Annotated in this window: 13 protein-coding genes; 3 read left to right on the plus strand and 10 right to left on the minus strand. The window is 36.8% G+C overall.

Annotation, left to right across the window (positions count from 1 at the left end):
* The first annotated feature begins 148 nt into the window (after positions 1-148).
* Positions 149-1,747, plus strand: coding sequence for a glucose PTS transporter subunit IIA (locus tag QUG14_RS15065; RefSeq protein WP_289341348.1), 1,599 nt, complete (start codon positions 149-151; stop codon positions 1,745-1,747).
* 159 nt (positions 1,748-1,906) lie between these two features.
* Here QUG14_RS15065 and QUG14_RS15070 read toward each other — a convergent pair whose 3' ends face one another.
* The 7 genes from QUG14_RS15070 to QUG14_RS15100 form a co-directional block, all read right to left on the minus strand.
* Positions 1,907-3,343 carry a glycoside hydrolase family 32 protein gene (locus QUG14_RS15070; RefSeq protein ID WP_289341349.1) on the minus strand — a complete coding sequence of 479 codons (1,437 nt, stop codon included), beginning with the start codon at positions 3,341-3,343 and terminating at the stop codon, positions 1,907-1,909.
* A gap of 12 nt (positions 3,344-3,355) precedes the next feature.
* On the minus strand, positions 3,356-4,189 hold the full coding sequence (locus QUG14_RS15075) for a carbohydrate ABC transporter permease (protein WP_289341350.1): 834 nt from the start codon (positions 4,187-4,189) through the stop codon (positions 3,356-3,358).
* Positions 4,186-5,127 carry a carbohydrate ABC transporter permease gene (locus QUG14_RS15080; RefSeq protein WP_289341351.1) on the minus strand — a complete coding sequence of 314 codons (942 nt, stop codon included), beginning with the start codon at positions 5,125-5,127 and terminating at the stop codon, positions 4,186-4,188. Before QUG14_RS15080 ends, QUG14_RS15075 begins: the two co-directional genes overlap by 4 nt.
* Before the next feature lie 71 nt (positions 5,128-5,198).
* A complete protein-coding gene (locus QUG14_RS15085; protein ID WP_289341352.1) occupies positions 5,199-6,578 on the minus strand; it encodes an extracellular solute-binding protein in 1,380 nt (459 codons plus the stop codon).
* Positions 6,579-6,788: 210 nt separating this feature from the next.
* Positions 6,789-7,961: a response regulator transcription factor gene (locus QUG14_RS15090; RefSeq protein WP_289341353.1), complete on the minus strand. Its 1,173-nt coding sequence runs from the start codon at positions 7,959-7,961 to the stop codon at positions 6,789-6,791.
* Positions 7,962-9,716, minus strand: coding sequence for a sensor histidine kinase (locus QUG14_RS15095; protein ID WP_289341354.1), 1,755 nt, complete (start codon positions 9,714-9,716; stop codon positions 7,962-7,964). It abuts the gene before it with no gap.
* Positions 9,717-9,733: 17 nt separating this feature from the next.
* Complete coding sequence (locus QUG14_RS15100) at positions 9,734-10,969, minus strand: ABC transporter substrate-binding protein (protein WP_289341355.1); 1,236 nt, start codon at positions 10,967-10,969, stop codon at positions 9,734-9,736.
* 380 nt (positions 10,970-11,349) lie between these two features.
* On the opposite strand from QUG14_RS15100, the gene QUG14_RS15105 reads away from it, so the two are divergent.
* Complete coding sequence (locus QUG14_RS15105; protein ID WP_289341356.1) at positions 11,350-11,802, plus strand: NUDIX hydrolase; 453 nt, start codon at positions 11,350-11,352, stop codon at positions 11,800-11,802.
* Positions 11,802-12,038: a PTS sugar transporter subunit IIA gene (locus QUG14_RS15110; RefSeq protein ID WP_289344156.1), complete on the plus strand. Its 237-nt coding sequence runs from the start codon at positions 11,802-11,804 to the stop codon at positions 12,036-12,038. The genes QUG14_RS15105 and QUG14_RS15110 overlap by 1 nt, the downstream gene beginning before the upstream one ends.
* Positions 12,039-12,817: 779 nt before the next feature.
* Here QUG14_RS15110 and QUG14_RS15115 read toward each other — a convergent pair.
* The 3 genes from QUG14_RS15115 to QUG14_RS15125 all read right to left on the minus strand — a co-directional run bounded on the left by QUG14_RS15115 (position 12,818) and on the right by QUG14_RS15125 (position 15,995).
* Complete coding sequence (locus QUG14_RS15115) at positions 12,818-13,591, minus strand: carbohydrate ABC transporter permease (RefSeq protein WP_289341357.1); 774 nt, start codon at positions 13,589-13,591, stop codon at positions 12,818-12,820.
* 136 nt (positions 13,592-13,727) lie between these two features.
* Positions 13,728-14,630 (minus strand): carbohydrate ABC transporter permease, encoded by a 903-nt coding sequence (locus tag QUG14_RS15120; protein ID WP_289341358.1) that lies wholly within the window; start codon positions 14,628-14,630, stop codon positions 13,728-13,730.
* A 72-nt stretch (positions 14,631-14,702) separates the two neighbouring features.
* On the minus strand, positions 14,703-15,995 hold the full coding sequence (locus QUG14_RS15125; protein WP_289341359.1) for an ABC transporter substrate-binding protein: 1,293 nt from the start codon (positions 15,993-15,995) through the stop codon (positions 14,703-14,705).
* Positions 15,996-16,008 lie beyond the last annotated feature (13 nt).

The following is a 16,008-nucleotide window of genomic DNA, read 5'->3' on the forward strand; positions in this document are numbered from 1 at the left end:
ATTGAAATCATTATACTAGTAATACGTTAGCACTTTCAATTTCAAGAAATTTTAAGAAGAGAAAATGAAAGCGGTAAAAATATTAATAAGAGATAGTAATAGAAGAAAATTAAGCAAAAGATATAGGATATAGGAGTGTGGAACAACTATGAGTAATCACAAACAAGACCATACAAATTTACCTAATGAGAAAAAAGAAACGAAATTGGCCAAAGTGTTAGGGGTCATCTCAGGAAGTTTTGCCCCTATAATCGGCGTACTTGCCGGTGCTGGACTTTTAAAAGCAATGTTATCGGTTTTAACCACATTAGGTTGGCTGCCAAACGAAAGCGGCGCCTATATCATTTTATCAGCTGCCGGAGATGCCGTTTTTCACTTCTTGCCATTATTTCTCGGTATATCCATTGCCCTTAAACTGGGTGCCAACGGTTATGTCGGCGGGGTAATTGGTGCAGCCATTCTGACTCCTGAAATTATGCACCTAGTTGAAAACGATGTGAAGTCCATTGACTTCTTAGGCCTTCCAGTTTTATTAGCAGATTATTCTTCCACTGTTTTTCCCATCTTTATTGCCATGTTTGTTTATGCAGGTTTAGATAGATTTTTAAAGAAAGTCATTTATAAAGATATCCAAATGTTTATCAACCCTATGATTTCATTAATCATTCTCGTCCCATTAACGCTGCTGGTGTTTGGTCCTATCGGAACTCTACTGGGAGAAGGTTTAGGTTCCGTGATCAATTTCCTAAGCGACAAAAGCGGTCTTTTAGCAGGGGCAGTATTAGGTGCTTCTTGGACTTTCCTGACTATCATGGGATTGCATTGGACGATAATTCCACTTGCCATCGTAAATCTCGCGACTGGTCCAGATCCTATTATTGCTATGGCCGCCGCAGCACCATTTGCTCAAATTGGAATAGGGATCGCGGTTTTTCTGAAAACCCGTGATAAAGATTTAAAGGCTTTAGCTGCAAGTGGAATCTTACCTGGTGCTTTGGCTGGGACCACCGAGGCAATTAACTATGGAATCATCCTTCGGTATCGAAAAACAATGGTCTATGTAATCATTGCTGCTGGAATTGGCGGCGCAATCAACGGAAGCCTTGGCATTGTTATGAATGATTTTGTCCTTCCAAGTGTGCTTGCCATTCCAGCATTTACACCCATTTTAGGGTATCTAATTGGGATCGGCGTTGCTTTTGCGATAGGATTTCTTTTGACGTACCTCCTTGGATATGAAGGAAAAACCTCAAAAGTGAATGATGGTTTTACTCAAAATATTTTTGGTGTGAAGCCAGAAACCATTAAAAGTCCATTACACGGTAAAGTTGTTCCATTAAGTGCTATCCACGATCCATTATTTGCGACTGAAACCGTAGGTAAAGGGATTGCCATTGAACCGGAAGCAGGTAAGATTTATTCACCTGTTGATGGTGTGATTACAACACAATTTCCTTCAGGACATGCAGTTGGCATAACATCTGAAGATGGAGCCGAAGTATTAATATATATTGGCCTTAATACGGTAAAACTAAAAGGAAAATACTTTACACCTCATGTGAAACAAGGCGACCATGTCAAGCAAGGAGACCTGCTGATTGAATTTGAAATGGACCGAATAAAAGCAGAGGGCTACGAAACAACCACATTGGTGGTTATTACAAACACAGATCAATATATTGATGTTAAAGCCATTACTAGCGAATCAATAAAACAAAATGAACAGTTATTAAAACTAACAGTTTAATCTAACTATTAGAGGATTGTCCAAAATTAGGCCAATCCTTTTGATTTACTTTCATTCTTTGTCTAGGAAAGCATTATAAATATTAAACAAACGTTTGATTGTAAGCGTCAAATAGCCCCGACCTCTTAAAAGGTGGGGGCTATTTGATGCTTACGTTTATTAAGAACTAAACAACTCATAACGAACTGCTTTTATTTGGGCTCCTTTTCCTGAAAGGACAATGCTTGTTCCTTTTTCTTTTTCATATGCCGTAAATGTTGCGACCTTTTCTCCCTTATTCACAAAGATTTCAACTGAATGAAGATCCACATAAAATTCTAATGTGTTTTCTTTATTATGGTTAAAACAGTCACGTATGGTAATTGGTTCACTATCTCCATAATCAGAAGTAATCACAACAGAATTGGATGATGGATTCACACTCACGCGTGTTGCTTTTATTTCTTCCTTATTTAATTCAACAACAAATGATTCACTCTTAGATAATATAGATAGAGATAAATATCCTGTTCTTCCGCTTTCAATGTACAAGTCCTCATTTAATGAAACATGTTCATGAACAGCAATAGGTTTGAAATACTCGTCATGGCTAATATAAGCTTGTTGAATCAATGTGTTGTTTTTGATGTGTAACTTTCTTGGTAAACTCATCATGCCGTTATAGCCATACTCTTTTGGTGGTATTGCTTTTGTCCAACGATGCATCCATCCAATTAAAAGTTTCTCTCCGTTTTGACCGTCTGTTGTTTGTGGTGCGTAAAACGTTGCATAATCTAGTAAGCCCTTTGCCTCAGGAGTGAATGCACCGTTTTCAAAATCCATGTGTCCAATCACATAAGATGTCTTTTTCTCTACTTCTCCGTCAAATTCAGGGTCGCATGGCATTTCTGAGAAAATTAGCACATCTTTTCCGTCTAAGTGGAAGAGATCTGGACATTCTAGTAACGTATTTTCTTCAAATGGCATTTGAAAAATAGAAGAATGAAAGCTCCACTCAAGTAAATCTTTTGATTGGAACATGATGATTTCACCACGACGTTTCGCGTTTCTTACCGCTAATACACAGTAGTATACCCCGTTACGCTCTAACACTTTAGGGTCTCTGAAATCACAAATGAGATACCCTTCTGGCAGTTCTTTTTCGCCAATCACGGGATTTAATTTAGATTTCTCGAAATGGATACCATCCTCTGAAACTGCAACACACTGACGTTCAGCAATTTGTGATTCATCTTTATCGAACCCTAAGTTTGGATCAATATGACCTGTATATATGAGATAGAGTTTCCCATCCTTTTCAATCGCACTTCCAGAAAAACATCCGTTTGCATCATAAGCTTTGTCATTGGCCATCGCTACAGGAAGGTACTCCCAATTGACAAAATCATTTGTTGTTGCATGACCCCAATGCATGTCATTCCATACAATGTCATACGGGTAATACTGATAAAAGAGCTGGTATTTCCCTTTGTAGAATGAAAAACCATTTGGGTCATTGATCCATCCGATTTCTGGTGAAAAGTGAAAAAGGGGTCGGTTATTGGTTTTATGTTTGTTTTCTTTGATATAGTCGTTTGCTTTTTGTAGTCGATTCATAGGGCACCTCTTTTATTTAATTCCACTTTGCATGGAACCTTCCACAATGTATTTTTGGAAAATGATATAAAGTATAACGATTGGAATTGTTACGATTGTTAATGCTGCCATCATGTGACTTGTGAAAATGTTATACGTGTCTGCAAAAACCGCATTAAGGGCAACTTGAATTGGCATTAAATCTGCGTTTGATAACGCCATAACCGGCCATAGAAAATCGTTCCACGATGCTAAGAATGTTAATATTCCAACTGTAATATACATATTTAAGCTTGACGGCATAACGATTCGGAAGAAACATCCGACTTCACTTAGTCCATCGATTTTTCCTGATTCTATCAATTCACCAGGGAAGGATAAGAAATGTTGTCTGAATAAGAAAATGTTCATCACATTGATGATAAATGGCAGCAAATAACCTGGAATACTGTTGATTAATTCCATTTCATTTACCACTAAAAACAAGGGAAGAATGGTCGCTTCAATTGGTACAATCATAAGAGCGATAATAAAAATTAAAATCCAATCTTTAAATGGAAATTTAAATCTTGCTAGAGCATATCCTGCCAATGAATTGATGGTTAATCCTACAACCACTGTAACGGATGCATAAATCAAACTATTTCCAACGTTTTTAAAGATGTTATAAAAACCTAATAACTCCACATAAGAATCTAACGAAAGATCCGATAATCTTGGAACAAAGGCAAAGATTGTATCAATATCTTTGTAAATCACTTCATCGATTTTAAATGAAGAAAGAATCATCCAAATAAGAGGAAGTAAAAATTGGAATGCCACAAGAGAGGCCAAGATATAAAACAAGGTTTTCTTTACAATTTTCATGCTGCATTCTCCTCTCTGAATAGCTTTTTAATAATGATTGAGATTACGACTAAGAAAATCGTGAATACTAATGTAATGGCACTTGCATATCCAATGTTTCGGTGACGGAATCCATATTCATAAATGTATTGCAAAATGGTAATCGTTGAGTAATCTGGACCTCCACCTGTCATAACCATCGGTTGAACAATGAGTTTAAAAGCCTGAATCGTTGTGGTGATCACTAAAAACATAAGAATGGGTTTTATTGACGGAATAGTAATATATAAAAACTTTTGGAACGCATTGGCTCCGTCAATGTCCGCTGCTTCATAAAGGCTTCCATCAATATTTTTAAGTCCTGCTAAAAAAATCATCATTTGATACCCACACCCGGACCATGCAGAGATCGCAATGATCGTATACATTGCTTGAGATGTACTTGAGAGGAAAGGCTGCTTTGAAATCCCAAAATTTGCAAGAATTTCATTAATTAACCCAGATGTTGGGTTTAACATGACCGTCCATAGGATTGAGATAACAACAAGAGATAAAACAGATGGTGCAAAATAGGCGGTACGGAAGAACCCTACGCCTCTGATTTTTTTGTTGACAATGAGCGCAAGTCCAAGTGCCATCGATAGTTGCAGAGGAACGACAAACACCACAAACTTAATCGTGTTCATAAAACTCTGGATCAACACTTCATCTGTCATCATCCGCTTAAAGTTTTCAAGCCCAATAAATTCTTTGTCGTTTGGTTTTAATAAATAGTAATCCGTAAACCCGTACGTAAACGCAAGAATAATTGGTAAGACAATGAAGAGAATCGCAAGAATTAAAGCAGGTGTTAAAAATCCGTAAGCGGACACGATATCCCTTTTTTTATAATGTTCGCTTTGTCTGAAGTGTTCGGTTGTATTTCTCACTTTTACAAAACGTTTAATAGTTTTCTTCATTGTTCACACCCCTTTTTTTAAAAAAGAGTAAGAGGTGAGGTCCTCGCCTCACCTCTTACTTTTACAAACGATTATTTTTTGTATTTTGCAAATTCCAATTCAATTTTCTTCGCTGCATCGTCTAAATATTTCTTGATTGTTGCTTCATCTGTTGCTTTGTTTTGAGCGATTTTTAGAATAACGTCTTTTGCAAAGGTTTCAGAAAGATAAGGATATCCAGGTGATACAGGACGAGATTTGTTTGTGTTTTCCACTTGATACTTTAATACTGTCCATGCATCGTTGTGATATGGGTTGTCTGTATTTGTATCAATCGCGTCCAAGGAATTGATTCTTGTTGGAATGGAACCGTTTTTAGCGAAATATTCTTTTGATGCTTCGTCGTTATTTAACCATTCCATGACTTCAACAATTTGCTTGATGCGTTCTTCGTCTTCTTCTTGTCCGTTACGAACAAATGCCCAAGAACCTGATGGTGTGTATAACCCGTCGAAGTCTTCACTCATTTTTGGATAACGAACGGTTTTGAATTTTAAGTCAGGATAATTATTGATAAGCTCATTTACATACCAGAATCCGCTAACAGATAGTGCTGATTTACCTGTGTGAAATGTTTTTTCGGATTCTGTCGCACTAGCTAGTGCTGGTTCAGCAAATAATTGCGCATACTTTGTTAATGCTTCTACACTTTTGTCATTGTTTAATACGCCATCAACTGTTACACCATCTTCATCGACGATGTTTGCATCATTTCCCCAAAGAAGAGGTGTGAAGTAGTATGTTCCTAATTCATAGGCACCTGCAGTAATGTCTGTTAGTAATAAACTTACAGACACTTCATAATTTGCAAACGCTGGATCATTTGACGTTTTTGCAAACTCGTCCACTTTCCTTGATAACTCAATAAATTGATCCCAAGTCCAGTCTTGATCATGTGATGGAACTAAGGCTTTTATATCTTCAGGTAAAGCATTGATCATGTCTTCGTTATACATGATGGCTACTCCTGAGTCTGAATAACCCATTCCGTAGAATTTCCCGTCCACTGTTCCTTGGTCGATGATTGCTTGCGTGAATCCATCTTTGAATCCTTCGCTCACGTATTCATCTAGTTCACCAAGTAATCCTGAATCAACGTAAGCCCCAATATCAGGTCCGTCTAATGTAAAAATATCAGGCATGTCATTTGCTGTAATTGCTGCATTTAGCTTATCTATGTAGCCTGAACCAGCTCCTGCACGTGTGATGTTTTGTATTTCGACTTTTGGTCCGTCTGGATGAGCCTCATTGTAGCTTTTTACTCGGTCAGCAAACATCTTTCCTTCTGGATGATCTGCTGCGGCTTGTGTCCAAACTTCAATTTTATCACTGCTGCTAGTTTTGTCTGAACTACAAGCTGCTAACGAAAAGAATAAAAACAGGATTGAAACAAACACCATTAACTTTTTCATACTTCTCCCCCTCGTTCTTTTTAACATCTTATCAAGCGCTTTCATTACTGAAATGCTATTTAGTTCAGCGCTTTCATAAGTTAATGATAAGGTATTTACAACGCTTTCAAAATGCGGCATTTCTTTAAAAAATGTTTAAATTCTTATTATTGAAAAAAGAAAAGAGCAAGGCAATAAACAAAAAGACCTCATCACCTAGTAGTGAGAGGCTTACTTATTTTTTACTAATTTACGATATTCACTTGGTGTCTTTTTCATTTTCCTTTTAAATACTTGGCTGAAGTAGCGCTGATCGGTATAGCCGACTTTTTCGGCAATTTCGTATGTTTTAAGATCTGTATTTTGCAGAAAAAGGCATGCATATTCCATTCTGACATTTGTTAAATAATCGAGAAAGGTAAGACCGGTTTTTTGTTTAAAAAGCAGGCTGAAATAGCTAACACTTAATCCTACTTGTTCGGCTGTCTTTTCCACGCCAAGATCTGTTTTAAAGTTACTTCGGATATAGTCGAGCGCCTCTTCCATCATATCTGCAGCTGATTGGCTGGGCTTATATTCTTTCTTTAACAGCTCTTCAGTCAGAACATTGCCTCTTATATAATTTTCATATTTTAGTAATTCCTTGGCAGCATCAACGGAACGCTTTATTTCAAATAACTGCTTAACGACTTTACCAACCGAGATGATGCATTGATCAGAGCCTTCATGAAGAAGCTGCTGTGAAAATGCATCGGTAATATCTCCTTCTTGATTGATGAAGCGTTTTGCCATTTCAACGACTACCATCACTTCTTTATCTAACAGTTTGTAAACAAATAGGTTCGGATTCCACTTAGAAAGGAAATCTTCATTTTTTGTAAAAATTAATTCGATGTCTTCCTTATAGTTTTTTACGATCATTGAGAAATAAAGAGATTGTTTGTTGTTGATTTGAGCGTCCACTTTCCCTGATGTAATCAGTTCATAAATCGCATATTTCTCACGCTCATACACACTTACTTTTTGCTCTTTTAATTTGTTAAGCGCTCTTTTAACGCAATCTTCCAATTCGTCATAATCAATCGGCTTTAAAAAATAGTCGAATACGTTATTTTTAATTCCTTCTTTTGCATATTCAAAATCATCATAACCGCTTATTAAGATAACTATTGGCTTATTATCGATCTGATTTAATGTCTTTAACAGTTCAATCCCGCTCATTTCAGGCATTGAAATATCTGTTAATAGAAGATCTACTTGTTGATTTTTGATGATTTCCATGACTTCTTGTCCATTTTGAGCTGTCCCGATGATTTCACAGTCTAATCCCTGCCAATCAATGATTTGTGCAAGATTATTTAAGATTAACTTTTCGTCATCTGCAATTACTACATTATATCCCATTTAATCACCTTTAATTGGAAATGAAATTTTAATTAACGTACCCTCATTTTTCTTCGAACAAATGATGAGACCATATTTCTCTCCATAAAAAAGTCTTATCCGCTCATCAACATTGCGTACACCGTGACCAGTACTTGTTTGAGTATGATAATTCTCTAGTTTCCACTTATTTAATTCCAATAGTACACGTTCATCCATACCCTTACCATTGTCCTCAATCCAAAACTCGCCTTGACCGTTTGAAACCGTACCTCTAATCTTAATCAGCCCTTCTTCATCATCTCTGTTTGAAAACGCATGGATTAAAATATTTTCTACGAGCGGCTGCAGAATTAGTTTAAGTACCGGATAATTATTCAGTTCTTCCTCTAATTCTACTTCGAAAGAAAAACGATTATCAAATCTTATTTTCTGTATTTCCAGATAGCTGATAACATGACGGATTTCATCTTTTACTTTCACTTCATAACCCCCATTAATGCTGATGCGCAGCAACTTACCGAGGTTAATCGTCATTTTACTAATTTCCCTTTGCCCGTTTAAAGCTGCGAGTGCATTAATTGATTCAAGCGTATTGTATAAAAAATGAGGATTGATTTGCTGCTGCAGCACTTTAAACTGAGCCTCTCGCTTGCGTTCCTGTTCTGTCTTTATGTCATTCATCAATTGTTGAAGTTTTCCGATCATGTTATTAAAGCCTTGCGAAATGTTTTGTAATTCTTGAAATTTAAATCTTCCCATTCGTTTGCTCAACCTGCCGCTTTCAACTTGTTTCATGCGAATTAACAGTTCATGAATAAAACGAGAAATTATTTTTAAATACAATAAATTAAATAAACCCGCGATTAACACAGTAAACCCTACAACGACTAACATGGTGTTTCGGATATTGATGATATCACTGGCAATTATTTTCCAGGGCTTTATTGATACTAGGAAGAGCTGTGAGGTAGCCCCAGTTTCAAAACTAGACGGTATATAAGTAATCAAACTTTTTTCATCATCCCATTCATCAATGAGGTAACCACTTTTATTTGTTGGAAAATCAGAAAAGCTTTGACTGTCTAGAGTTTTACCAATGAAATTCCGATTTAATGAATAAAGCACAGTCCCCTCTTTATTTACAATCAATTCATGGCTGGGACCTCCATAAATATTTTTAAAAATCGGATCAAATAAATCTAGCTTTACATGTAATATTAAATACCCTAAATTATCAAGCGTGTTAAGATCCTTTACAACTCTTGATTGAGTTAGAATATAGTCCTGACTAAAAAAAAGGTTTTGATTTTCATATGGAGTTAACCAAACCGGACGACCTTTCTGCTGTAATACCTCATCCAAAAACAAACTTGAGCGAAGGGCATCTAAGCTCGTAACCTTATCATCGGTATAAGTAGTCACATTCCCATCAAGTGTAAGAAGAACGAGATTATCAATCTGTGAATTTCCATACATCTTTCCGGCGATTTCCTGCTGATCACTGTAAAATTCATAAATTGAGGAGGTATTTTGTGTATTTAAATAGTTCTGAATAGCACTTGATGAAACAACATAGTCAGAAAAGGAATTCACTTCAGAAACAGCAGCTAATAAATTTTGATCAACCGCCTTTAAAGTTTGGATCATTTGCTCACTAATATTTTTTTGTAATGTGGTGGATGAAATTTTGTAAGAAACAACCCCTAGAATAATAATCGGAATTAACACAAAACAGATAAAGGCTATAATTACCTTATGCTGAAATTTTATCATAACGGCACCTAATTCTTTTATTTAGCATTCGAATAGTGGTTAAACATCTTTTCTAGATTCTTAAGATAAACATCCATATTTTGATCATAGTAAAACTGTGCCGTATATTTTCGAAACTCGGATTCTGCAGCGGTCCCTCCTGCCCAGTAATGATTTGGCCAATTTACCATTTGCCCGCTTGCAATTTTTGCTCTTATTAAATGACCTTCTTTATGGGTGTTTGTAACTCCTTTAACAGCACTGATCGAACCTTCAAAACTGGAAATTCTTTGGGCATTTTCCTTACTTATTAAAAACGCTAAAAACGCTTTCGCTTCTTCAGGATGTTTCGTATCAGCTGAAATGGCAAAGCCGATATCAACTCCACCCAATACATTTTGATCCGTTTGATTCGATACTGGAAATGGAAAAATGCCATAATTTAAATAAGGATTCGACTTTTCGATCATCGTTAACGCCCATGTTCCCATAATGTACATAGAACCTTCACCGTTTGCAAATTTTTCATTTACCTCATAATAGCTGTCTTCAAAAGAATTTGGCTGCACATATGACAGCACAGTAAGGGTTTTTTCTGATATTTTTCTCCACCTTGGATCAGATACAATTGAAAACTCATCCTTTTCCCAATAACTCGTTTCGAATTCATTTGCGACTAAGTTTAGATTAAAAATACTCGCCTGGTTCACATCTTTGTTAGGCATGACTAAAGCTGTTTTGCCATTAGACTTTAACTCTTTCAAAACTTGAACAAACGAATTCCAACTGTTAGGAACAGATAAATTTAATTCCTCGAAATGATCCTTATTATATAGAACTCCTACCGCATTTTGCGTTAAGGCAGCACCGTACATCTTTCCGTTTATTAGATAACGATTTTGGATAGTGGGTTGGATATTTTTAATGAAGGGTTCATTTGATAAATCAAGCAGATAACCTTTTTCAGCTCTTACTTTATAATCTTGTTCAATCGGATAAGTAATAAAAAGATCTGGACTATCACCTCTTGCAATTCTTGCTTTTAACACTGTCATTGGTTCAGGTACAATGACCTGCTTAATCGTAACGTTAGGATGCAGCTTTTCAAACTCTTGAATGAGTTCATTAAAGACCACTTCTGTTTCAGGTTTCGGTGAAAAAAATTCAAGTTCAATCTTATCTTCTTGTATGAGAGATTGATTTAATTCATTTCCTGTACAACCTGCTAACAAGAAAATGATAAGAATGGGACTGATAGAAAGAAATCGCTTCATATACCCTCCTATATAACTACTGACTAATACTTTGTCTATCCTTTATATACTATAAATCTCACTGTTTTGCTAACCAATATCTCCTTTTTCCAATTTCATATTTACGAATTTGATGATTCAACTAGGTTGGGTTTCTTATACAGTAGCAAAAAGGTATGTTAATGTACAAACAAATAAAAAAACCGCACCATTTGGATCAAAAGTGGTGCGCCGCTATGTTTCTGTGATCCTGCTTCAATCTTTGCTAATTCAAAAGCTTACTCTTCTTCCATGCCATTTTTGACATAGGAAGCAGTGCATGGCTTAACAAAATTATTGAATCTGTTATAGATAAAGATTAACCTGTTGATAGGAATCTTTTTTTCTAAGGGGTAAACGATTTGAAATATACTTTATGTTTTTTAAAAAAGGAAAATAAGGTTCTGATGTTATTACGGGCAAAGGAACCAAATAAGGGAAAATGGAATGGTGTTGGCGGAAAGATTGAGAAATGTGAAACACCTGATGAAAGTTGCAAAAGAGAAGTTCTTGAAGAAACAGGATTAGTGTTAATGAAGCAGATTTTCAAGGGCATTATAGCCTTGAATGGGAATGAATGCATATATGTCTTTGTCAGCAATGACTTTGCTGGAAATATAATGCCCTCTGAAGAAGGAAGCCTTGAATGGAAGAATCTCGATTGGATTTTATCTTCAAGGGATGTTGTAGAGAATATCCCATTATTCATTGAGGATGTATTAGATTTAGATAGTGAAGCAAAAGTATACGACTGCAGCTATGGAGAATCTGGGGAATTGACGGGGTTTAATATTAAACTATTTCAAACCAACTAATTGGCCATGGTACGGTAAAACTGAGAGGAAAATACTTTACACCTCATGTGAAACAAGGCGACCATGTCAAGCAAGGAGACCTGCTGATTGAATTTGAAATCGATCAAATAAAAGCAGAGGGATTTGAAGCAACAACATTGGTTGTTATTACAAATACCGATCAATATCTTGACGTTAAAGCTGCTGCCAGTGAAACGGTAGAACAAAATGATCAGTTATTGAGGTTAACAGTTTAATCTATTCTTTAGGCTTTGTTACAGGCAGATGTGGATTCTCACGAAAACCTTATGAAGGACTAATCTCACTTGGGATTCTCCTGATTTGTCTTTCATCATGCTTATGAAGGACTAATCTCTCTGGGAATTCTCCTGATTTGTCTTTCATCATGCTTATGAAGGACTAATCTCACTGGGATTCTCCTGATTTGTCTTTCATCATGCGTATAAAGGACTAATCTCATTGGGGATTCTCCTGATTTGTCTTTCATAATAATCAACAATGAAATTTAACAAAGCTATTTGTTAAAGGGTTGGCCCAAATTGGACCAACCCTTTCTGATTCCTTCTCTTATTTCAGCAGTTCCACGAGTTCGGAATACTGAGAATAATGGAAGTAATGAATAAAACATTTTCATTCCACTAATTTAGAAAAAAATGGTCACGTCGACATTTGATCGCTGAATTTGTTAATCAAACGTTTAATTAGTTTTTTAAACCTTATGTACCAAGGCTTCACACTCGTTAATCAAACGTTTGATTAGTTTAGCGCCCGATTTAATTAAACGATTGATTAGTAAAAAATTGCTCTTAATACATTGTTTTCTTAAGTTCCACAATCTTCTTTAACAATCTTCTCGTATAAGCACCAAGATTAAACTCCTCTATTAAAAATCTTTCATTCTGATTAAGGTAGGATTCAAATTATAAAAAATAACCAATATTTACGTTTGAATGATTTTCAAAGTAAATCTTGGTTATATAATTTGGAGGCTGTTTCATTATTCATCCTATTTGGTTTATTTCATTCCGGATGTAGCAATACCTTCTACAATATATCGCTGGAAGAAGACGAAAATTAAAAATACTGGCACGATCGACAGTACCGACATAGCAAAAAGCGATCCAAGAGCAGCTTCTCCACCCGCATCGGTGAACATTCGAAGAGCGAGTGTTACGGTGTATTTTTCTACACCACTGAGATATAGAAGCTGGCTAAAAAAGTCATTCCAAGTCCAGATGAATGTAAATATGGTGGTTGTAACGATGGCTGGAACAGTTAGGGGCAATATAATTCGAAAATAGATAGCAATAGGTCCGCATCCATCTATGGTAGCTGCTTCATCCAATTCTCTCGGTAGTGACCGAATAAATTGAACGGTTAGAAAAATAAAAAATCCATCTACGGCAAAAAACTTCGGCACTACAATTGGCAAAATAGTATTAATCCATTCCAACTTATTAAAAATGATGTACTGTGGAACAATAAGTACATGCATCGGAATCATCATCGTCATCATCATCAAAGCAAACCAAATTTTTTTGTGTTTGAATTCCAACCGAGCAAATGCATATGCTGTTAGCGAGCAGGACAGGACATTGCCAATCACGGCCAATCCGACCATAATAAATGAATTTAGATAAAAGGTGGCGAACGTTGTACCTGATGTGCCTTTCCATCCTTTTATGTAATTCGAAAGCGTTAAATCTTTCGGCCACAGACTGTTATCACTCAGAATACTTTGTGTAGGTTTAAACGAGCTGATAATCATCCATAAGATCGGATAAAGCATTATTATTACTCCGACCAGAATGACAGCGTGCAATATCATTTTTTTAAAACGAAGTGGGCTTGTTATCCTTTTTTCCCGTGTCCTCAACATAAACCTATTTTTTTGTTGTTTAATCTGGATTGACTTTTCCATCTTATCACCCCTGATCCCCGTAATGAACCCATTTTTTCGAAGTTAAAAAGATAAGACCCGTAAAAAAGGCGATGATTAAAAGCAGTGACCAGGCCATAGCTGAGGCGTAGCCCATTTGGAAGTTACCGAAGCCATTCTGGTACAAATAAAGAGTATAAAACAGTGTAGAATTTACCGGTCCTCCTGTTCCGTTACTGATAATATAAGCTGGTGTGAATGCTTGAAAAGAACTAATGATTTGCATAATGCCATTAAATAAAATAATAGGTGATAGACAAGGCAACGTTATGTGAATAAATTGCTTCCATTTTCCAGCACCGTCCAAGGATGATGCTTCGTAAAATTCCTGAGGGATTTGCTTAAGTCCCGCCAAGAAGATAACCATAGGTGAGCCAAATTGCCAAACCTTTAACAATATAAGGGACCAAATGGCATAATCGGGCGTACCTACCCAGCTTGGCATATCAATCCCTGCATAACCCAGCAATTGATTGACAATACCACTGTCTCCGAACACCTGCTGCCAAAGAATTGCAATCGCCACGCTTCCACCAATCAACGAAGGAATATAGTAAACGGCGCGATAAATTCCTAGACCACGAATCCCTTTATTTAAGAGCAGTGCTAGAAAAAGAGCAAACGATAACTCCAGCGGTACTGCAACTAACACGTAAGTAACGGTAACCTTGAGTGCTTGAAAGTACTGTGGATCCTGGGTAAACATGGTCAGATAATTTTTCAATCCAACCCAGTTAGGTGAAGATACGAAATTGTAATTTGTAAATGAAAGGTACAAAGAACTTAGAAACGGAAAGCCACTAAACACCACCAATCCTATTAGCCATGGCGCCAGAAAGAGGTATGGAATTATCGATGACCACCGTTTTTGGTCAAATAAATTCAACATTGTTTGAACTCCTTTTTTAAGTACAAAAGCTCAAGATTTTTATTCATGAGCTTTTGCTCTTATAAAATTGACTTATCGGTTTAAAATTTGTTCAGCCTGTGAAAAGAATTCATCCACAGCTTGTGAGATGCTCTTTTGTTCAAAGGCAATGGCTTGGTTAGTGGACAGCAAAAGCTTCTGTACAGATGTACTATTACTCGGCATAGATGGATATGGCTTGGATGATTGGATCATTTCGTCAACAAATGCATATTCCTTATTCTCCGGTTCTCCAAGAAGAGGTTTGATTACTTCCTGCATTTGTTTAGAAGCTTGTGGACCATGCTCGCCTTTAAAAATTTTCGCAGCATCCGGATCGTTAGCAACAAAATTGATCAGCTTTGCTGCTTCCTTGGGATGTTTTGTCTTTGCGGATATTCCCAATGATGCGACAATCAGTGGAACCTTTTTCTCGCCATTTGGGTCCATAGGATAGCTAACTATGGCCAACTCGTCTTTTGCAGAGCCTTGATAAATTTTCAGCTGATTAGAGCTTTTACTAATCATCGCAACCTTACCAAGCGCAAGCATAGACTGCTCCTGTGTTTTATCCCCTTGTTCTGATTGAATGTCTGCAGGTGGAGTTAATCCGTCTTTACGCATTTGATCCCAGAAGGTGAACCAGTCGGTCAAATCCTGTTTATTGATTCCTAGTCCATCGCCTTTGAATACTGACTTTCCTCTTTGTTGTGCAAATAACTCGAGCCCGCGATATACGCCACCCTCGTCCTCAGTAGCCCATGCATCCTTACCCAACGATTTTTGAAGAGCTTTCGCGGTTTCAACATATTCATCCCATGTCCAGTTGTTTTTAGGAAGCTCTAGACCCGCTTTTTCAAACATAGCTTTGTTATAGATAACGCCGGTGATATTATGACCAAGACTAATCGCGTACAGCTTGTCATTGACTTTACCACCCTCAATATCCATCGGGTCTAAATCCTTCACATTTAAGTCACCTGACTCAACCAAGGGACCTAAGTCTAGCATCATATTACGCTTAACAAAGTCAAATTGAAAGAAGCTGCTGGTTTGCATCACATCTGGAGCATTTCCTCCCGCTGCCTGTGTTGTAAATTTCTCCGCATATTGGTTTTCCACTGTAAATTCTCTAGAGACTGTGATATTTGGATTTTTTTCCTCGAACAAGTCAAACAATTCATTCATCTTGTCATGGCGTGCTTGACCACCCCACCAGGCAACACGGAGTTCTACTTTCTCTTTACTGTCAGATGCTCCGCTCTTTGTTTCCTCGGATGAACAAGCGGCTAGTCCAAAAAATAGAATAGTAGACATGAATAGCAATAAGAATTTTTTAAGTTTCATAAACTTACCCCCA

It is taken from the genome of Neobacillus sp. CF12, from assembly GCF_030348765.1.
Taxonomy (GTDB): Bacteria; Bacillota; Bacilli; order Bacillales; family Cytobacillaceae; genus Neobacillus.